We start from the raw sequence: 17,789 nt of genomic DNA, 5'->3' as shown, positions 1-17,789 counted from the left end.
CCCGTCTTTTGACGAATATGGCAGGCGATGCGAAACGAGCGTAGCAGATTTCAGAGCGGCGGTAGTGCGGACATGAGTTTCGCCACGCCATGGTCGCCGATCGAGACATTGCTGCTGGCGCTGCTGTGCGCCGCGACCCTGTTCTTTACGGTCATCACCCCGCCCTTCCAGGCACCGGATGAGAACCAGCATTATATGAAGGCGCTGGCGCTGGCCCAGGGCGACGTTTTGACCCGGCAACAGGGCGAGGCTATCGGCACCGATTTGCCCCGTGCGGCGCTGGACATTCACGCCGTCGATTTCCCGACCGATGTGCCGCCTACCCTGCGCCGGTTCGATCGCGCGCGGATCGCCGCCAGTGCGCAGGCGGATGCCGGACGAACCGGAACCGCCTTTGCCGACTTCCCCAATGTCGCCAGCTATGCACCGAGCCTTTATGCACCGGGCGCGGCGGGATTGATGCTGGGCAGGGCGATGGGCCTGCCCTGGATCGATGCTTTCTATGCCGGGCGGCTGGTCAATGCGCTGAGCGGCCTGCTGCTGCTGATCGCGGCGCTGCGGCTGTTGCCCTTCGGGCGCAATGCACTGCTGGCGACGGCGTTGCTGCCGACATTTGCCTATCAGACCGGATCGCTATCGCCTGATTCGGTTATCAACGGGCTAGGCTTCCTGGGGCTGGCGCTGACATTGCGCACGGGTTTCATGGCCTCCACGCCTGCGCGATCGGCTGCCCTGCTGGTGACCGGGCCGCTGCTGGCGCTGTGCAAGGGCGTTTATCTGCCGTTGCTGGCGGCGGGGTTGCGCTGGCAGCAGCATCGTCGCGACCTGAGGCCGGGGCTGATCCTGGGCGCGATGGCGCTGGGCGCGTTCGCCTTTGTCGGATGGATGCAGTATTCGGGCGGTAGTCAGGCGCTCTATCATATCCAGTCGCGCCGGACCGGCGAGACGATGATGACCGCGCCGCTCAGCGAGCAACTCAAGGTCATATTGCATGATCCGGTCGCCTATGCCCGAATCCTTGTCGGCAGCGTGATCGAGCGGGCGCCGGTCTATGCGTTGCAGATCGTCGGGCGGTTTGGCTGGAACGCGATTCTGTTGCCGCTCCTTGCCTATCCGCTGGCTGCACTGATGCTGGGGGCCGGCGTCGCCAACGGGAGCGGCGCGCGTTTCGGCCTGGGCCAACGACTTTGGTGGCTGGCGGTGGCGGCGGGTATCGCGCTGTTGATCGAAACGGCCATGTATCTGACCGGGACGCCGCTGGGCGCGGACTATATTCAGGGGACGCAGGGGCGATATTTCCTGCCCATCCTGCCACTTGTGCTGATTGCCCTGTCGCCCGCCGGGCCGGTGCGCGGGGGGCAGAAGCTGTTCGCGATCACTGCGATCCTGCTGGCCACGATCGCGGCGGCGACCGTGTTTGACAGCTTCTGGGTCCATGGGTTCATTACCAGCGACGGCATGCCGCCCCATGGCAGCATCGGCCGGGCTTTACTGCTCCCCTCGCCGCGCTGGTAGCCAGAGGCGGCAGAAGGCCAGCCAGCCCAGCCCTTCGACCCAGCCGGCGGTGACGTCGCTCGGCCAATGCACGCCGAGCCAGACGCGGCTGATGCCGATGAGCGCGATCATCGCCACGGCCGCGACATAAGCATTGCGGTGCGCCAGCAGCATAGCCAGCGCGCCGAAGAACATCATGTTGCCCGCCGCATGACCGCTGGGGAAGCTGTAGGTGTGGACGCTATCCAGATGCGGCAAAAGGTCGGGGCGCGGAGCGGCGAAAATCTGCTTGAGAATGAGGTTCAGCGCCGTGCCCCCCGCCATCATTGCGGCCAGCCACCAGGCGTCCCTTCGTCGTCCGACCCAGAATAGCGTACCCAGCGACAGGGCCAGCAACATCAGGCGGCCGGCCGTTCCGCCGATGGCGGATGCGCTGCGCATCCATGGCGTGACATGCTGCCCCAAAGCACTATCCCGCGCGGCCCCTGCCCGCTCCATCAGCCCGACATTCAGTCCGTCGAGCCAGCCCGCACGCTGCATGAGTGCGATCGCCAGAACGCAAAAAAGCGCGAGAGCCAGAGCCCCCGCGCCTTTTGCTGGCGATATCCGCCGATCAGATATGGAGCGCACGCCCATAGGCCGCCAGCACGCTTTCATGCATCGATTCCGAGATGGTCGGATGCGGGAAGACGGTGTGCATCAATTCCGCCTCGGTCGTCTCCAGCGTCTTGCCGATGGTATAGCCCTGGATCATTTCCGTGACTTCCGCGCCGATCATGTGGGCGCCCAGCAATTCGCCGGTCTTGGCGTCGAACACGGTCTTGGTGAAGCCTTCCGCCTCGCCCAGCGCGATCGCCTTGCCATTGCCGATGAAGGGGAACATGCCGACCTTCACCTCATAACCGGCTTCCTTTGCCTTGGCTTCGGTGAGGCCCACGCTTGCGATCTGCGGGTGGCAATAGGTGCAGCCGGGAATGTTGCGAACGTCCATGGCGTGCGGGTGCTTGCCGGCGATCGCTTCGGCCACGATCACGCCTTCATGGCTCGCCTTGTGCGCCAGCCATGGCGGCGCGGTCACGTCGCCGATCGCCCAGATGCCGTCCACATTGGTTTTGCAGGTCGGATCGGTTACGATATGGCCCCGCTCCGTCTTGATGCCCAATTCTTCCAGGCCGATATTCTCGGTGTTGGGGACGATGCCGATCGCGACGATGACATGGCTGTACTCGCCATTCACGACCTTGCCGTCCTTGTCCTTGATCGCGGCCTTCACGCCGTTCGCGCCGACTTCCAGCTTGTCGACGCCAGCGCCCGTCAGAATGGTCATGCCCTGCTTCTTGAGCGCCTTTTCCAGGAAGGCGGAGACGTCCTTGTCCTCGACAGGGACGACGCGATCCATCATCTCGACCACGGTGACGTCTGCACCCATGTCGTTATAGAAGCTCGCGAATTCGATACCGATCGCACCGGAGCCGATGACCAGCAGCTTGGTCGGCATTTCCGCCGGGGTCATGGCGTGGCGATAGGTCCACACGCGCTTGCCGTCCGCCTTGGCGAAAGGCAGGTCGCGGGCGCGGGCGCCTGTGGCGACGATGATGTTCTTCGCCGTCAGCTCTTCAGTCTTGCCGTCCTTGGTAACGGTCAGCTTGCCTTTGCCGGTGAGCTTGCCATCGCCCATGTGGACGGTGATCTTGTTCTTCTTCATCAGGTGCGTGACGCCCTGATTAAGCTGCTTGGCAACACCGCGCGAACGCTTCACGACCGCTTCGATATCGGCGCTGATCTTCTCGGCGGCGAGGCCATAGTCGCCGGCATGCTGCATATAGTGGAAGATTTCCGCCGAACGCAGCAGCGCCTTGGTCGGGATGCAGCCCCAATTGAGGCAGATGCCGCCCAGATTTTCGCGCTCCACGATCGCGGTCTTCAGGCCCAGTTGAGCCGAACGGATGGCGGCCACATAGCCGCCGGGGCCGGAGCCCAGAACGATGACATCATAAGTATCAGCCATGATCAGTCTCTCTAATCTTACTTCGCCGCGCCGGTTTCGATCGGCAGGGGCGGAACGGAACGGGGCTGGCGATCCTCTCCGATCGCCACGAAGCTGAAGGTCGCGTGGGTTACACGATAGGATCGGTCGTCATGCCGCGCGCGGCGCCATGCCTCGACATAGATTTTCATCGACGTGCGACCGACCGACTTGAGCGTCGCAAAGACCGACAGCTCATCGCCGACCACGACCGGGCGGAGGAAAGTCATCCCTTCCACCGCGATAGTCACGGCGCGACCATGGCTGTGCCGGGCGGCAACGGAGCCAGCCGCCGAATCCATCCAGCTCATCAACCAGCCGCCGAAAATATCCCCATAGGGATTGGTGTCGGTCGGCATGGCGATGACGCGGACTGCCGGACTGATATCCGGCGGGATTTCGTCGACATAGGCCATCAGGCGAGCAGACCGATCGGATTCTCGATCAGCTGCTTGAACGCCTGCATCAGGCGGGCGCCGTCAGCGCCGTCGATCGCGCGATGGTCGAAGCTGCCGGTGGCCGACATGACGGTCGCGATCTGGACAGCGTCATCGACAATATAGGGACGCTTCTCACCCGCGCCGATCGCCATGATCATGGCCTGGGGCGGGTTGATGACGGCTTCGAACTGCTTGATGCCGAACATGCCCATGTTGGAAAGCGAGGCGGTGCCGCCCTGATATTCTTCCGGCTTCAGCTTGCCGTCCTTGGCGCGGCTGGCCAGATCTTTCATCGCGGTCGAAATGGAGGCCACGCCCTTGCCTGCGGCGTCCGTGACGATCGGGGTGATGAGACCGCCGGGGATCGACACGGCGACGCTGATGTCGGCACGCTTGAATTGCAGCATCTGGTCGCCGGCGAACTGCACGTTACATTCGGGCACCTGCTCCAGCGCGACGCCCAGCGCCTTGATCAGCAGGTCGTTGACCGACAGCTTGACCTTGCGGCTTTCGAGGCCGGCATTGAGCTCGCCGCGCAGTTTCAGCAACTTGTCGAGCTGAATATCGACGGTCAGGTAGATGTGCGGCACCTGCTGCTTGGATTCGGTCAGGCGGCGCGCGATCGTCTTGCGCATGCCGCTGAGCTTCACGACTTCATGCGGGATGCCGAAGTCCTGCGCGGCGGCAGCGACCGGTGCGGGGGCTGCGGCGGCCGGGGCAGCAGCGGCGGCCGGCGCGGCAGTTGCCGAAGTGGCGGCGGGTGCGCCGGCCTTGGCGCACTCAATATCCGCCTTCACGATGCGGCCGTTGGTGCCGGTACCGGTGACGCTGGCAAGGTCGATGCCCTTGGCTTCGGCGAGGCGACGAGCGAGCGGGCTGGCCTTCACGCGGTCGCCCGACGCGACGCTGGGCGCGGCCGCAGCCTTGGCGGGAACGGGGTCGGCCTTGGGTGCGGGGCTTTCGGCCTTTTCAGGCGCCGGATCGGCCTTGGGCGCGGCGGCGTCAGCCTTGCCGCCACCGGCTGCGGCGGTCGCGACATCTTCGCCTTCTTCAGCGATGATGGCTATCACGGTGCCGACCTTCACGCCTTCGCTGCCTTCGGATACCAGGATCTTGGCGATGACGCCTTCGTCCACGGCTTCAAATTCCATCGTCGCCTTGTCGGTTTCGATTTCGGCGAGCAGGTCGCCCGACGACACGGTGTCGCCTTCCTTGACCAGCCATTTGGCCAGCGTCCCTTCCTCCATCGTCGGGGACAAAGCGGGCATCTGGATTGTCTTGCTCATGCTTTCGGGCCTCTTCTTGGCTTTACGGCTTTGGTCGTTGGCGCCGTGTTTTCACCCATTCGCCGCTCTGGTCAAGAGACGCCGGAGCGGACCCTCTTTTATGGCTTTGATTTTACCGCTATGGTTCGTCGAGATGTTTTACAGAAACATCGCGCCATAAATATCATGCAGGGACGATAAGAAGTGCGGACATATCTGGTCGTCGTGGACGAATCGCCCGAAGCCGAAACCGCGCTGCGGTTCGCCGCGCGCCGCGCCGCCAAGACGGGCGGTGCCGTGCGCATCCTGGCGCTGATCCCGCCGGCCGAGTTCGTCCAGTGGGGCGGCGTGCAGGCGACGATGGAGGATGAGGCGTTGCAACGCGCCGAGGCGCTGGTGACCAGCGCGGCCGGCACGCTGACCGACGAATCCGGTATCCGCCCCAGCATAACCGTGCGACAGGGCGATGCCGTGGCCGTGGTGCGCGGTACGCTGGAGGAAATGGACGATGTGGCCGCGCTGGTGCTGGGCGCGGCGGCCAGCGGCAATCCGGGCAAGCTGGTGACGCACTTTGCCGGTGCGGACGCTGGCAAGCTGCCCTGCCCGCTGATGATCATTCCGGGCGGGCTGGATGCAGAGGCGATCGACCGGTTGAGTTGAATTTCGGCCTTGCGAGCGCGGCGGAGCCATCCATGGACGCTTGCCTGGATCGCTTCGCTACGCTCGCAACGACGATATCAGCGCTTATGCTTGCCCCGCTTCGCCCCGATGTGGCGGATATTCTTCGGGCGGCCGCGATGGACGACGCCCGGACGGGTGCGGTCGCGCTTCATCGGGCCACCGCGCGGGGCGGGATTGTCCGGTAGTTCGAAGCGGAGCGATCCGTTGATCGGGTCCGCCTCCGCCAGCCGCAGTTCGAGACGCTGGCCGACAGTGTAGCGATCGCCGCTGTCCACGCCCTGCAACGCCTTGCCCGCTTCATCGTAGAAGAAATGTTCTGCACCCATGGTCGATACCGGGACCAAGCCGTCGCCGCCCAGCCCATCGACCGTGGCGAAAAAGCCGAAATTCTGAACGCCGGTGATGCGCGCCTTCACGATCTCGCCGACATGGGCGGACAGGAACGCGGCGACATAGCGGTCGATCGTCTCCCGCTCCGCCTCCATCGCGCGGCGTTCGTGGCCGGAAATCATCTCCCCGACCCGGCCCATATTCTCATAATCCTCCTGGCTGAGGGAGGAGCGATCCGGGATCGCCTTGTCCTTGGGCGCGGGCAGGTCCAGGCCATAGGCCCCGACCAGCGCGCGATGGACCAGAAGGTCGGCATAGCGGCGGATGGGCGAGGTGAAATGGGCGTAGCTGCCCAGAGCAAGGCCGAAATGGCCCATATTTTGCGGACTATAATAAGCCTGGGTCTGGCTGCGCAGGATCTGGGTCATGATCTGCTCCTTCTCCTCCGATTCCCCGACCTTGCGGATCAGGGCGTTGAAGGTTGCGGGACGGATCACCTGACCCAGTGCGAAATCGATGTCGAAGGTGGCAAGATATTCCTTGAGCGCGACCAGCTTGTCGCGACCCGGCGTTTCGTGGACGCGGTACATGACAGGCGCTTTTTTCGCTTCCAGTGCCTTGGCCGCCGCGACATTGGCGGCGATCATATAATCTTCGATCAGCATATGCGCGTCGAGCCGTTCGCGCACGGCGACGCTGACGATCTTGCCGAATTCGTCCAGCACCACGCGCCGTTCGGGGAGGTCAAGCGCCAGCGGATCGCGTGCGTCGCGCGCCTTGCGCAGCAGCGCCCAGCAAGCCCAGAGGGGCTTGAGCGCGGGTTCGAGAAGATCATTCTCCTTCATGCCGTCGATTGCCGCCTGCGCATCTTCATAAGCGAGCACCGCCGCGACGCGGATCACGGCACGGGTGAAGCGCCAGGCCGTGACCTTGCCCTGTGCATTGATGGTGAGGTGGCAGGCCATGGCCGCACGGTCCTGCCCCGCGCGCAGCGAACACATGTCGGATGACAGTTCATGCGGCAGCATCGGCACGACCTGATCGGGAAAATAGACGCTGTTGCCGCGCTTGCGCGCTTCCTTGTCCAGCGCGCTGCCGGGGCGGACATAGTAACTGACGTCGGCGATGGCGACGATCGCCCTGAACCCGCCGACATTGCCTTCATCCTCGTCCGGTGCCGCCCATACGGCGTCGTCATGGTCGCGTGCGTCGGACGGGTCGATCGCGACGATCGGAAGGTGGCGCAGATCCTCGCGCTTGTCCTCATGCAGCGGCAGGGCCGATGCCTTGGTCGCTTCCTCCTCCGCCCGATCCGGGAAGACATGCGGGATGCCATGTTTGTGAATGGCTATCATGCTGAAACTGCGCGGGGCAAAGGGATCGCCGAGGATGTCGGTAACGCGCGCGGAGATGCGCGGCGGGCGGCCATGGGGCTCGGCCAGCACCAGATCGCCGGGCTTGGCAGTGCCGACGTCGCTGATCAGCGTGTCCTTGCGGATGCGCTTGTCGACCGGGCGCAGCCATAGCTTGCCGTCGGCCATCTGCTCGACAACGCCCAGCAATTCCTCGCTGGCCTTGGCAAGCTTCTTCATCGGATGCGCAACCCAGCCGCGACCGGCCTCTTCCGTGCGCGCAAGGATGCGGTCGCCAATCGTCAAAGCGCCGCGCTTGCCACGCTCCACCACGCGCAGGCGGGGCGCAGGCTGGCCCTCGGCTTCCCACCGTTCGGGGGTGGCGATCAGGGTCGTGTCGTCCACATCGACGATGCGCAGGACCGTGACCTTGGGCACGCCGCCCATCTTGTGGAAGGCGCGCGCCGGGCCGAGGTCGATCAGTCCCTCGTCCGCCATGTCCTTCAGCAACGCCTTAAGCGCGATCTTCTCCTGCCCTTTCAGGCCGAACGCCTTGGCGATTTCGCGCTTGCCGGCGGGCTGGTCCGATGTGGTGATGAATTCCACCACCTGATCGCGGGTCGGAAAACCGGCGGGACGGACTTTGGTGCGGGCGGGTGTCTTGCTTTTGGGGGTCGATGCCATGGACCAGCTATAGGGATGCGGCGGCGGCTATGCCAGCGCTATGGCGCGCAGCGGCAACGCGGCGTCGAGGGCTTGATGTGCCACCGCAGCGAACAGGATTTGCGGCGCTTAACTTCGCACATTTCCCGCTGATTTCGACATTTTGATGCGGGAATAGGACATTTTATTGTGCGGTTAAGACGTTTGAAGGAACAGCGTGCAGCCTAGCACGAACTGAGGTCTGTAGGACAGATATGGTCGATTGGGTGGCTTCCGGTCACAAGGCCCCTCTCTTGAGTGGGAGGGGTGAAAGCATGCTCAACGTCTGGCCAAAACCCCTACCCCGCCAGCTTGCGGGCACGCTCCCGCCAGCTAGTCGCGAGGACCGCCGTATCGGCCAGCGCTCGAACGCCTTCGGGATCGCGTTTGTGGCCGCCACCGATCAGCAGGTGGAAGACGCGGGCGACGGGCCAGTCGGGCAAGGGGCGTTCCAGCAGGTCCATGGCCATGCCCGCATGCGCCTCCCCTTCGCGCACGACGCGCAGATAGAGGCCGCTGCGCGCGGTCTTGACGATGGTCGCCATGACGTCGCGGGTGCCAAACCGATGGTCGAGCTTCCAACAGGGCTGGCGGCCATGACTGACCTCCACGATCGCACTACCCAGCGAAAAACGATCGCCAAGGCAGATGTCGGTTTCGGTGAGGCCGCGCGAAGCAATATTTTCGCCAAAGGCGCCGGGCGCATCGAGCAGGCTCTGGTCGGGGTTGCGTGACCGCCACCAGCGATAATGATCCTGGGGATAGAGATGGATCGCCTTGTCCAGCCCGCCATGATGGATGCGGTCGGCGACGGCATCGTCGGCAAATCCCTCCCATGTGATGCGCACCGGGCCTGCGACCGGCCTCTTGCCGATCGCACTATAATCCTGGCCGCGAAAAGGCATGGGCTTGCCGATCAGCAGCGCGTCGATGGTCATGGAAGGCGTGGTCATGGCCCTATCCTGCCATGGTTGCACGCGGCAGGCGATGGCCGGTTTGCGGGGAGCGGCCTTGAAGCAGGCCTGCTCGCTGCGAAGCGTCAGCCGGCGCTCAGTTCCGAACGAAGTTTCAACACTTCCCCGCCGTTGTCGGCGGTAATGAGGAAGGCAGGGTCGCTGGGCGAGCCGTTACGGCGGATGCGCGAGCCTTCGATCGTGCGCTCGACATGGCGGTCGAACCGTTCCGCGATACGCCCTCGGCCGACGCCCTGCCCCCAATTCCACTTGACCCGCGTTCCCTTACGGAATGTCTCGGCCATGGGCATCCTCTCCTTCTTGGGTCCATGCTGCGCCGGCCGTTACTCGTCGTCAGCGAAAAGCAAAATTCCCGGAAGGCCAACTGGTTCCCTTGGGTTTTTTGGCGGGTTGATATAAGGCGCGCCGATGGATTCTACCGGCCTGCGCGTTGCCCTGTTCAGCGGCAATTACAATTATGTCCGCGATGGTGCGAACCAGGCGCTCAATCGCTTTGTCGGCTATCTGCTCAGGCAGGGCGCCGCGGTGCGCGTCTATTCGCCGACCACGGACACCCCTGCCTTCGATCCGGCCGGCGAACTTGTCAGCACGCCGTCCTTCCCGGTGCCGGGACGCAAGGAATATCGCGTACCCTATCGCATGTCCGCGCAGGTCCGCCGCGATCTCAAGGCGTTCGCGCCCAATATCGTCCATCTTTCCAGCCCCGATCCGCTGGGCCATCGCGCGCTCAGCTGGGCCCGCGCACGCAACCTGCCCACGGTCGCGTCGGTGCATACGCGGTTCGAAACCTATCCGCGCTATTATGGGCTGGCCTTTCTGGAGCCGCTGATCGAATCCATCCTGCGGCGCTTCTATCGACGTTGCGACGCGATCGTCGCGCCGTCCGAATCGATGGCGCAGCTGCTGCGCAACCAGCGGATGAACTATGATGTCGGCATCTGGACGCGCGGCATCGACCGCGACATCTTCAACCCCGGCCGGCGCGACATGGCATGGCGGCGGTCGCTGGGCATAGGGGACGACGCGCCGGTGATCGGCTTCATCGGCCGCCTTGTGATGGAAAAGGGGCTGGACGTCTTTTCCGACACGATCGATCAACTGGCCGCGCGGCAGGTACGGCATCGGGTGCTGGTCGTTGGCGACGGCCCGGCGCGCGAATGGTTCCAGAACCGGCTGCCCAACGCCGTGTTCACCGGTTTCCAAATGGGGCAGGATCTGGGCCGCGCAGTCGCGGGCATGGACATGTTGTTCAACCCTTCGGTGACCGAGACGTTCGGCAATGTGACGCTGGAAGCGATGGCGTGCGGCCTGCCCACGGTGGCGGCGCGTGCGACAGGCAGCGAAAGCCTGGTGACAGAAGGCGTAACCGGTCGGCTGATCCGCCCCGGCGCGATCAGTGCCTTCGCCGACGCCCTACAGGCCTATTGCATCGACGCGGACGCTCGCCACGCCGCCGGCTCCGCCGCGCAGGCGCGTGCGGAGCGCAACGGATGGGATCAGGTCAATCAGGCGCTGATCGACACCTATCTGCGCATCATCCGCCAGCGGGCGCAGGGGCTGGCGCCGCGATCCAGCCCGGTTCCATAATCCATCCCATCACCTATATCGGTGGCAATGGCCGACCTTTTCGCTCCCGATGACATGCCCGGCGCCGACGCGCCGGCCGATACCGCCCCCCTTGCCGACAGGTTGCGTCCGCGCACGCTGGCCGATGTGGTGGGGCAGGAACATCTGACCGGCCCGGACGGCGCGATCGGGCGCATGGTGGCGGCGGGGCGGCTGTCCTCCATCATCCTGTGGGGGCCGCCCGGCACCGGCAAGACGACCACGGCGCGGCTGTTGGCCGATGCGGTGGGGATGCGGTTCGCGCCGATATCCGCGGTATTTTCGGGGGTGGCGGACCTCAAGAAACTGTTCGCTACCGCCAAGGAGCACGCCCGACGCGGCGAGAAGACCTTGTTGTTCGTGGATGAAATCCATCGCTTCAATCGGGCGCAGCAGGACGGCTTCCTGCCCTTCGTCGAGGATGGCACTGTGACCTTGGTCGGGGCGACGACCGAAAATCCGAGTTTCGAGTTGAACGCGGCCTTGCTGTCGCGGGCACAGGTGTTGATCCTGCGCCGGCTGGATGCGGCCGCGCTTGCGCAGTTATTGGACCGGGCCGAGGCGCTGACCGGGCGGCCGGTGCCGATCAACGCCGCCGCGCGCGAGGCGCTGGTAGCGAGCGCGGATGGCGACGGGCGTTTCCTGCTCAACCAGGTCGAGACACTCTATTCGATCGACCTGCCCGAACCGCTCGATCCGGCTGGCCTGTCCGCCCTGCTCCACCGCCGGGTCGCGGTGTATGACAAGGATCGGGAGGGGCATTACAACCTCATATCCGCCCTGCATAAGTCGTTACGGGGGTCGGACCCGCAGGCGGCGCTCTATTATCTGGCGCGAATGCTGACGGCGGGCGAAGAGCCGCTCTATGTGCTACGGCGGCTGGTGCGCTTTGCGACCGAGGATATCGGCCTGGCCGATCCTCAGGCGGTGGTGCAATGTCTGGCGGCGAAGGACGCCTATGATTTCCTGGGTTCGCCGGAGGGAGAACTGGCGATCGTGCAGGCCTGCCTCTATTGCGCGACCGCGCCCAAATCCAACGCGGGCTATATGGCGATGAAAGCGTCGTTCAAATCGGCGCGCGATACCGGATCGTTGATGCCGCCGATGAACATCGTCAATGCGCCGACCAAGCTGATGAAGCAGGTCGGTTATGGCAAGGGCTATCAATATGACCATGACGCGGCGGAGGGATTTTCCGGGGCCAATTACTGGCCGGAGGAGATGACGCCGCAGACCTTCTACGCCCCCACCGATCGCGGGTTCGAGGCGCGGATTGCCGAGCGGATCGCCCATTGGGACCGGTTGCGGGCGGAGCGTGGCGGCCAGTGACGCCCTGCTTCGCCCGGTTCGCGGCGATCGACTGGTCTGGCGCCAAAGGCGCGCGGCACAAGGGGATCGCCGTGGCGCTGTGCGAAGGGGGCGACGCCGTGCCGACACTGGTCCCTGCGCCGGGCGGCGGCGCCTGGTCGCGGCAGGGCGTGGCGGACTGGCTGGTGGCGACGGCAGGGGAAATGCCGACGCTGTTCGGTTTCGATTTCAGCTTTGCGCCACCCTTCGTCGCGCGGGGAACCTATCTGCCGGGCGATGTGGTGCCGCAGGACGGGCCTGCCTTTTGGGCCTATGTCGATGCGATCTGCAAGGATGCGGACCTGGGCGCGGCCAGCCTGCTGGAGGTCGCGCATCGCCGCCATTTCTATTTCGGCAAGGCGGACGGGGTGAAGGCGCACTATATGCACAACCGCGCCTGCGAAGCGCATTATAATGCGGGCGGCGGCGGCAAGCCGTCCACAGTCTATGACGCGATCGGCGCAGCACAGGTCGCCAAGGCCAGCTTTGCCGGCATGCGGTTGCTGCATCATGTGCGGCCGCATGTACCGGTGTGGCCGTTCGATCCGCTGCCCGGCGCCGGATCGCTGGTGGTGGAAATCTACACCAGCATCGCGGCACGCGCCGCCGGCCGGCCCAAAGGGCGCACGAAGATGCGCGACAAGGTGGCGCTGAACGATGCGTTATTGGCGCTGGGATCGCAGGCGCATGTCGGTTCGATGCCGGACGATCATGGCGCCGACGCGATCGTGACCGCCGCGTGGATGCGGCAGGCGGCGCAGCGCCCGGCCTTATGGGCGCCAGCTGCACTTACGCCGCAAATAGCGCGCACTGAGGGCTGGACCTTTGGCGTGAACTGATAGTAAGGGCGTCGCACCCGAAACGGCGCGCCGGATTAGCACAGCGGTAGTGCAGCGGTTTTGTAAACCGAAGGTCGGGGGTTCGATCCCCTCATCCGGCACCATTTCGGGCAGATCATGATCCGGTAGATCGCATGGCACCAGATCGTTGTTCAGATGTCGCGCGCCCCTCAACGCAAAATGGGGGCCGGCATCGCTGCCGGTCCCCACTTCCGTCGGACTGCTCCTTACGCATTTTTCGAATAGTCGGCGCAAACCGGCATGTTCGAAGATGATAAGGCGATCCGCGTCTCACGAAGAGATGCGATCATCGGTCCGCCGATCCTGTGCGTCATCCTTCGGGCGAAGGCGCCGCGCAGGTTTTGCTCCGACTTCTGGCCAAAGGCCGCCCGTCGAGGCTTGAATGCCTGCTTTCCATGCCCGACGTTCACTTTCGCGCGTACCCGGCAAGGTCTTCAAGCATCCCGTCCGCCTGCCCGGCTCCATCCTTTGGGGATATTGCCTGCCGTTGGACTATCGTTACGGATCAAAACCCTGATTTCTCAGTGATTTCTGGATCCGGATCGCTCCGTTTCCACCGTTCCGATAAAGGGATGGTGTCACCCCATCCGAGTCGTTCAAAGCGAATTCGGACAGATTTTTGACAGCTATCCTGCAAAAGCTGTGGATAAGTGTGGATAAGTTTTCAGCCGGGCGGTGACCAATCCGGTGCCGCCAGCGAAAAGCCTGCAAAATCAAAGCCCGGCGTCACCGTACAACTGACCAGCGTCCAGCCGCCTTGCGGGGTCGATGCCTGCCAGTGATGCGCGGGTACCCACCCCTGCGGCATCTGCCCGGCCAGAACGTCCGGTCCCAGCAGAAGGTCGCGGGCGCCTTTTTCCGGTGCGGCAATGGACAGGATCAGCGGCGCACCGGCGTGCCAGAACCAATGTTCGTCGGCATCGACCCGGTGCCAGTGCGATCGCTGGTGCGCCTCCAGCAGGAACAGGATCGCGGTACCGGCAGCCCGCTCGTCTGGCGCGGCAGTGGCGCGCCATGTCTCCCGATACCATCCGCCTTCGGGATGGGGCGACAGGTCCAGGGCCTCTATCATCTGCCGTCCCGCCTGTTCGTCGTCGCCTTGCATCCATTCACCTCAAATTTTATTGCCATGGAAACAGTCACTTAATTTGTTGCCTGACGTTCATGCAACCTGGATCAATGTAGAGGGGTTGAAGCGACAAATCACGCATTTCGGAGGAGATACACATGCGTAACGCCCTGCTCGCCCTGGCCGCCGTCTCGCTGGCCATTCCCGTGTCCATGGCCGTCCCGACGGATGGCGCCCAGGCGCGCAAACATTATCGCTACAAGGAATGGCGCGGCCGCGACGGCCGGACCTACTGCCGCAAGTCGAACGGCACGACCGGCCTGATCGTCGGCGGCGTCGGCGGTGCGCTGGTCGGCCGCGCGATCGATACGCGCGGGGACCGCGCGACCGGTACGATCCTGGGCGCAGCCGGTGGCGCGCTGCTGGGCAAGTCGATCGACAGCAAGCGGACCTGCCGCTGACGCCGATAACCGGCGCGTGTCAGGAGCGCGCGCCGGTTGTTCTGCGGCTGGCCCCGCTGAGCGGCAACAAAAAAGGGACGGCATCCCGTCGGATGCCGTCCCTAACTTTTTGAAGCGTCCGCCGATTAGTCGACAGAAGCGTCCGAGGCGGCGCCGCGCGCGTCCTCGACCTTGAAGGCGACCTGCTGACCGCCCGATACGCCCGAAACCTTGCCGTTCTTGACGGCCAGGTTGAAGGCGACGGCGTCAGGGAAACGACGACCCGAAATCACCTTGCCAGCCTTGGTGTCCTTCACCTGATAGACATAGGTGTAGCCTTCGTGGGTGAAGCGCTGCTTGGCAGCGGCATCTTCAGCCTGCGCGGCGGTGGCGGCAATGGCGCTGATGGCGCTGGCGACAATGAACTTGGACAGCATTCGCATGGGTAAACTCCTTGTGAATGCCGATCAAACACCTCTTATATTCTTGTTCTGTTGAAGATCGTCATATGTTGCAGTGCGACAAAGCGACAATCGCAAAAAATGACGATCCGATTGCATCATGTGCAACCGCGTCCCACGCCCAGGATTAAGCCTTTGATAGCGCTACTATATGGTCGAACTCGGCTTTGGTCAGCGGGGCGACGGACAGGCGCGACTGGCGCAGCATCACCATGCCGGCAAGGGCCGAATCGGCTTTCATCACCTTCAAAGTGACCGGTTTGGCGAGCCGTTCGACCGGGGCGACATGGACCGCGATCCACTTGCCCGTATCGTCCGTGCTGTCGGGCGCGGCCTCCTCCACGATGGTCATGATGCCGACGGCCTCGACCCCGATATTGCTGTGATAGAAAAAGGCGAGGTCGCCCTTGCGCATCGCCTTCATATGGCCCTGGGCAGCATGATTGCGCACACCATCCCATTCGGCCTTCCCCTTTTTGACGAGATCGTCATAGGAGAAGGCATCGGGTTCCGATTTCATCAGCCAGTAGTTCATTCTGCCTCCTTGCAACAGCGCCCCGGCGCGATCAAGGATGCGTCATGCGCGGGCTGCGCCTATATGATGAGCCACGGCCCCATCTGAACGAAACTGGAGATAAGACGTGTCGCAAGCGGTACTGGATCAGGTGCCTGTCCTGTCCATGGCGGAAATGAGCAAGCCGGATTTCGCCGAAGCCTTCGGGCAATCCTTCCAACGCTTCGGCTTCGCGATGGTCAAGGACCATGGCATGGACCAGAAGCTGGTCGACGATGGCTGGGCGCTGGCGCGCCGCTTCTTCGACCAGCCGGTGGACATCAAGCGCGCCTACGACGCCAAGTTCAACGGCGGCCAGCGTGGCTATACCGCGTTCGGCGTGGAAATCGCCAAGGGCGCGAGCGAGAATGACCTGAAGGAATTCTGGCATGTCGGCCGCGACCTGCCGGAAGGCGATCCGCTGGCGCAAACCATGCCGCCCAATGTGTGGCCGAGCGAGATGCCGGAGTTCGAGCCGGTCTTCGCGAAACTCTATCGCGAGTTCGACCGGGTGGGCGCGGAATTGCTGTCTGCGATCGCCCTCTATCTGGGCCTTTCGGAACGCTGGTTCGATGGCCCCATCGAAAATGGCAATTCGATCCTGCGCCTGCTTCATTACCCGCCGGTGTCGCCGCAGGCACCGGGCATTCGCGCGGGCGCGCATGAGGATATCAACCTCATCACCCTGTTGCTGGGCGCGGAGGAAGGCGGGCTGGAATTGAAGGATCGCAATGGCAACTGGCTGCCCGTGGTGCCGCCGCCGGGTGCGCTGGCGATCAATGTCGGCGACATGTTGCAGCGGCTGACCAACCATCTGCTGCCATCGACCAGCCATCGCGTGGTCAACCCTCCGCCGGAACGACGCGGGCATTCGCGCTATTCCATGCCGTTCTTCCTGCATCTGCGTCCCGATTTCATGATCGACGCGCTGCCGCAATGCGTGAGCGAGGATAATCCGCGTCGCGATCCGCCGATCAGCGCGCATGATTATTTGACGGAACGGCTGATCGAGATCGGGCTCATCAAGAAAGGATAGAAAATTCGGTTCGGTTCGAGCAGCCTTCGAGCGAAGTCGAGAAGGCGCGTCGAGAAAGATTCCCGACAAGCTCGAACCGAACGGACCCTGACCTACCTGCGCCCACGACCCAGGGTGATGCCGATCTCCTCGCCGCGCTCGCTCAGCGCCAGTTTCACGATCTTCACTTCGACATGGCTGACCTTGTCGTCCTGAAGGAAGATGGTGTCGATGATATGATCGGCCACCGCCTCGATCAGCGTGAAATGCACCCCTTCGGGCAGCGCGGTCGATGCGGCGTGCTTGAGGTCCATATAGTTTTTGGACGCGGTCAGCGGCGTTTCCGGCTCATAATGATCGGCGATTCGCAGGCGCGCACGGATGGAAATGCGCAGCGGCTGGGGGAGATGCGTCTCCTCCGAATAGATGCCGGTCAGCACATCGACATGCAGGTCGTTGACCTCCAGCGTCAGAAAATCGTCAAATCCAGTCTGCATAGCCTTGCCACATCCAGGCCGCGCCCGACCATATATCATGGTGCGGGCAAAGGCCTATTTAGTCTTTCATTTTGCGAAGCGGGCGCTAAAGCCCCGCTTCCGGCGCTGCCCCATGCGCCATTGATGGCGGATCGGCAAGACGTGTCAGACATTGTGCCCCTCAACAGTCAGCCCGAAACGGCTATCGAACGACTGCTCGACGCGGCTTTCGGCCCGGACCGTCACGGCCGCACCGCCTATCGCATCCGCGATGGCATGCCCTGGCTGCCTGCCCTCTCCTTCGCAACGGTCGATGCCGGCGGCGCGCTGATCGGGTCGCTGCAAACTTGGCCGGTGGCGCTGACGGATGCGGACGGCCAGCAGACGCCGCTGATCATGGTCGGCCCGGTAGCTGTCGCGCCGACGCATCAATTTGGCGGTCATGGCCGTGCGATGATGGACGCGGTGGTAGCCGCTGCACGGACGATGGCGTGCGAGCCGCTGATGATGATCGGCGATCCGGAATATTATGGCCGCTTCTGGGGCTTTGCCGCCGATGGCACCGCCGGATGGGACGCCCCCGGGCCGTTCGAACCGCGCCGCCTGCTGGCCCTGTCGGTCGATGGTCGCCCGGTCGGCGGCATGGGCATGCTCAGCCCCAGAATATCCGTCGCGGCTTGATTAACTCTTTGCCTGCGG

The 17,789-nt window shown here is 63.9% G+C and carries 19 protein-coding genes and 1 tRNA gene; 9 read left to right on the top strand and 11 right to left on the bottom strand.

Annotated elements, in window-relative coordinates:
• Window positions 1-72: 72 nt before the first annotated feature.
• A complete protein-coding gene (locus AC07UX_RS04105) occupies window positions 73-1,515 on the top strand; it encodes a DUF2142 domain-containing protein (RefSeq protein ID WP_495190704.1) in 1,443 nt (480 codons plus the stop codon).
• Here AC07UX_RS04105 and AC07UX_RS04100 read toward each other — a convergent pair.
• From AC07UX_RS04100 to AC07UX_RS04085, 4 genes are read right to left on the bottom strand one after another with little or no spacing between them, the layout of a single operon-like run.
• A complete protein-coding gene (locus tag AC07UX_RS04100) occupies window positions 1,489-2,130 on the bottom strand; it encodes a phosphatase PAP2 family protein (protein WP_495190703.1) in 642 nt (213 codons plus the stop codon). The two genes, AC07UX_RS04105 and AC07UX_RS04100, sit on opposite strands and share 27 nt — an antisense overlap.
• Window positions 2,108-3,502: a dihydrolipoyl dehydrogenase gene (gene lpdA / locus AC07UX_RS04095; protein ID WP_495190702.1), complete on the bottom strand. Its 1,395-nt coding sequence runs from the start codon at window positions 3,500-3,502 to the stop codon at window positions 2,108-2,110. The genes AC07UX_RS04100 and lpdA overlap by 23 nt, the downstream gene beginning before the upstream one ends.
• A gap of 17 nt (window positions 3,503-3,519) precedes the next feature.
• Window positions 3,520-3,936, bottom strand: coding sequence for an acyl-CoA thioesterase (locus AC07UX_RS04090; protein ID WP_495190701.1), 417 nt, complete (start codon window positions 3,934-3,936; stop codon window positions 3,520-3,522).
• Window positions 3,936-5,246: a pyruvate dehydrogenase complex dihydrolipoamide acetyltransferase gene (locus AC07UX_RS04085; RefSeq protein WP_495190700.1), complete on the bottom strand. Its 1,311-nt coding sequence runs from the start codon at window positions 5,244-5,246 to the stop codon at window positions 3,936-3,938. Before AC07UX_RS04085 ends, AC07UX_RS04090 begins: the two co-directional genes overlap by 1 nt.
• A 183-nt stretch (window positions 5,247-5,429) precedes the next feature.
• Here AC07UX_RS04085 and AC07UX_RS04080 point away from each other — a divergent pair, with 183 nt between their 5' ends.
• Window positions 5,430-5,885, top strand: a complete 456-nt coding sequence (locus AC07UX_RS04080; protein WP_495190699.1) for a universal stress protein — start codon at window positions 5,430-5,432, stop codon at window positions 5,883-5,885.
• A 77-nt stretch (window positions 5,886-5,962) separates the two neighbouring features.
• Here the strand turns inward: AC07UX_RS04080 and rnr are convergent, their stop codons facing one another.
• The 3 genes from rnr to AC07UX_RS04065 all read right to left on the bottom strand — a co-directional run bounded on the left by rnr (window position 5,963) and on the right by AC07UX_RS04065 (window position 9,548).
• Window positions 5,963-8,272, bottom strand: a complete 2,310-nt coding sequence (rnr, locus tag AC07UX_RS04075) for a ribonuclease R (RefSeq protein ID WP_495190698.1) — start codon at window positions 8,270-8,272, stop codon at window positions 5,963-5,965.
• 317 nt (window positions 8,273-8,589) lie between these two features.
• Window positions 8,590-9,243: an MOSC domain-containing protein gene (locus AC07UX_RS04070; RefSeq protein WP_495190697.1), complete on the bottom strand. Its 654-nt coding sequence runs from the start codon at window positions 9,241-9,243 to the stop codon at window positions 8,590-8,592.
• Window positions 9,244-9,329: 86 nt separating this feature from the next.
• Window positions 9,330-9,548, bottom strand: a complete 219-nt coding sequence (locus AC07UX_RS04065) for a hypervirulence associated TUDOR domain-containing protein (RefSeq protein ID WP_495190696.1) — start codon at window positions 9,546-9,548, stop codon at window positions 9,330-9,332.
• Window positions 9,549-9,672: 124 nt separating this feature from the next.
• On the opposite strand from AC07UX_RS04065, the gene AC07UX_RS04060 reads away from it, so the two are divergent.
• The 4 genes from AC07UX_RS04060 to AC07UX_RS04045 all read left to right on the top strand — a co-directional run bounded on the left by AC07UX_RS04060 (window position 9,673) and on the right by AC07UX_RS04045 (window position 13,159).
• Entirely contained in the window at window positions 9,673-10,851 is a 1,179-nt protein-coding gene (locus tag AC07UX_RS04060) for a glycosyltransferase family 4 protein (protein WP_495190695.1), read from the top strand.
• Window positions 10,852-10,878: 27 nt separating this feature from the next.
• Window positions 10,879-12,198, top strand: coding sequence for a replication-associated recombination protein A (locus AC07UX_RS04055; RefSeq protein WP_495190694.1), 1,320 nt, complete (start codon window positions 10,879-10,881; stop codon window positions 12,196-12,198).
• Window positions 12,195-13,055: a hypothetical protein gene (locus tag AC07UX_RS04050; RefSeq protein ID WP_495190693.1), complete on the top strand. Its 861-nt coding sequence runs from the start codon at window positions 12,195-12,197 to the stop codon at window positions 13,053-13,055. Before AC07UX_RS04055 ends, AC07UX_RS04050 begins: the two co-directional genes overlap by 4 nt.
• Window positions 13,056-13,084: 29 nt before the next feature.
• Window positions 13,085-13,159: transfer RNA gene (locus AC07UX_RS04045), tRNA-Thr, on the top strand.
• A 581-nt stretch (window positions 13,160-13,740) separates the two neighbouring features.
• Here AC07UX_RS04045 and AC07UX_RS04040 read toward each other — a convergent pair.
• A complete protein-coding gene (locus AC07UX_RS04040; protein ID WP_495190692.1) occupies window positions 13,741-14,181 on the bottom strand; it encodes a cupin domain-containing protein in 441 nt (146 codons plus the stop codon).
• A gap of 122 nt (window positions 14,182-14,303) precedes the next feature.
• Between AC07UX_RS04040 and AC07UX_RS04035 the strand changes: the two genes are divergently transcribed.
• On the top strand, window positions 14,304-14,606 hold the full coding sequence (locus AC07UX_RS04035; protein ID WP_495190691.1) for a glycine zipper 2TM domain-containing protein: 303 nt from the start codon (window positions 14,304-14,306) through the stop codon (window positions 14,604-14,606).
• A 125-nt stretch (window positions 14,607-14,731) separates the two neighbouring features.
• Here AC07UX_RS04035 and AC07UX_RS04030 read toward each other — a convergent pair whose 3' ends face one another.
• Both AC07UX_RS04030 and AC07UX_RS04025 read right to left on the bottom strand, forming a co-directional pair.
• A complete protein-coding gene (locus AC07UX_RS04030; protein ID WP_495191784.1) occupies window positions 14,732-15,022 on the bottom strand; it encodes a hypothetical protein in 291 nt (96 codons plus the stop codon).
• 151 nt (window positions 15,023-15,173) lie between these two features.
• On the bottom strand, window positions 15,174-15,581 hold the full coding sequence (locus AC07UX_RS04025; RefSeq protein ID WP_495190690.1) for an EVE domain-containing protein: 408 nt from the start codon (window positions 15,579-15,581) through the stop codon (window positions 15,174-15,176).
• 106 nt (window positions 15,582-15,687) lie between these two features.
• On the opposite strand from AC07UX_RS04025, the gene AC07UX_RS04020 reads away from it, so the two are divergent.
• Window positions 15,688-16,635 carry an isopenicillin N synthase family dioxygenase gene (locus tag AC07UX_RS04020; RefSeq protein ID WP_495190689.1) on the top strand — a complete coding sequence of 316 codons (948 nt, stop codon included), beginning with the start codon at window positions 15,688-15,690 and terminating at the stop codon, window positions 16,633-16,635.
• Window positions 16,636-16,727: 92 nt separating this feature from the next.
• Here the strand turns inward: AC07UX_RS04020 and AC07UX_RS04015 are convergent, their stop codons facing one another.
• Window positions 16,728-17,111 (bottom strand): dihydroneopterin aldolase, encoded by a 384-nt coding sequence (locus tag AC07UX_RS04015; RefSeq protein ID WP_120249962.1) that lies wholly within the window; start codon window positions 17,109-17,111, stop codon window positions 16,728-16,730.
• A 123-nt stretch (window positions 17,112-17,234) separates the two neighbouring features.
• Here AC07UX_RS04015 and AC07UX_RS04010 point away from each other — a divergent pair, with 123 nt between their 5' ends.
• Complete coding sequence (locus AC07UX_RS04010) at window positions 17,235-17,771, top strand: GNAT family N-acetyltransferase (protein ID WP_495190688.1); 537 nt, start codon at window positions 17,235-17,237, stop codon at window positions 17,769-17,771.
• The last annotated feature ends 18 nt before the right edge of the window (window positions 17,772-17,789 follow it).

The sequence above is a fragment of the Sphingobium sp. GW821-FHT02B05 genome, from assembly GCF_059421905.1.
The sequence above is the reverse complement of the archived record's forward strand: the minus strand, read 5'-3'. Positions and strand labels throughout refer to the sequence as shown.

Excerpts from the sequence above, each read along its gene's own strand:
- AC07UX_RS04105 (WP_495190704.1), top strand. The coding sequence starts at position 73 with ATGAGTTTCGCCACGCCATGGTCGCCGATCGAGACATTGCTGCTGGCG.
- AC07UX_RS04100 (WP_495190703.1), bottom strand. The coding sequence starts at position 2,130 with ATGGGCGTGCGCTCCATATCTGATCGGCGGATATCGCCAGCAAAAGGC.
- lpdA (WP_495190702.1), bottom strand. The coding sequence starts at position 3,502 with ATGGCTGATACTTATGATGTCATCGTTCTGGGCTCCGGCCCCGGCGGC.
- AC07UX_RS04090 (WP_495190701.1), bottom strand. The coding sequence starts at position 3,936 with ATGGCCTATGTCGACGAAATCCCGCCGGATATCAGTCCGGCAGTCCGC.
- AC07UX_RS04085 (WP_495190700.1), bottom strand. The coding sequence starts at position 5,246 with ATGAGCAAGACAATCCAGATGCCCGCTTTGTCCCCGACGATGGAGGAA.
- rnr (WP_495190698.1), bottom strand. The coding sequence starts at position 8,272 with ATGGCATCGACCCCCAAAAGCAAGACACCCGCCCGCACCAAAGTCCGT.
- AC07UX_RS04070 (WP_495190697.1), bottom strand. The coding sequence starts at position 9,243 with ATGACCACGCCTTCCATGACCATCGACGCGCTGCTGATCGGCAAGCCC.
- AC07UX_RS04065 (WP_495190696.1), bottom strand. The coding sequence starts at position 9,548 with ATGGCCGAGACATTCCGTAAGGGAACGCGGGTCAAGTGGAATTGGGGG.
- AC07UX_RS04060 (WP_495190695.1), top strand. The coding sequence starts at position 9,673 with ATGGATTCTACCGGCCTGCGCGTTGCCCTGTTCAGCGGCAATTACAAT.
- AC07UX_RS04055 (WP_495190694.1), top strand. The coding sequence starts at position 10,879 with ATGGCCGACCTTTTCGCTCCCGATGACATGCCCGGCGCCGACGCGCCG.
- AC07UX_RS04040 (WP_495190692.1), bottom strand. The coding sequence starts at position 14,181 with ATGCAAGGCGACGACGAACAGGCGGGACGGCAGATGATAGAGGCCCTG.
- AC07UX_RS04035 (WP_495190691.1), top strand. The coding sequence starts at position 14,304 with ATGCGTAACGCCCTGCTCGCCCTGGCCGCCGTCTCGCTGGCCATTCCC.
- AC07UX_RS04030 (WP_495191784.1), bottom strand. The coding sequence starts at position 15,022 with ATGCTGTCCAAGTTCATTGTCGCCAGCGCCATCAGCGCCATTGCCGCC.
- AC07UX_RS04025 (WP_495190690.1), bottom strand. The coding sequence starts at position 15,581 with ATGAACTACTGGCTGATGAAATCGGAACCCGATGCCTTCTCCTATGAC.
- AC07UX_RS04015 (WP_120249962.1), bottom strand. The coding sequence starts at position 17,111 with ATGCAGACTGGATTTGACGATTTTCTGACGCTGGAGGTCAACGACCTG.
- AC07UX_RS04010 (WP_495190688.1), top strand. The coding sequence starts at position 17,235 with ATGGCGGATCGGCAAGACGTGTCAGACATTGTGCCCCTCAACAGTCAG.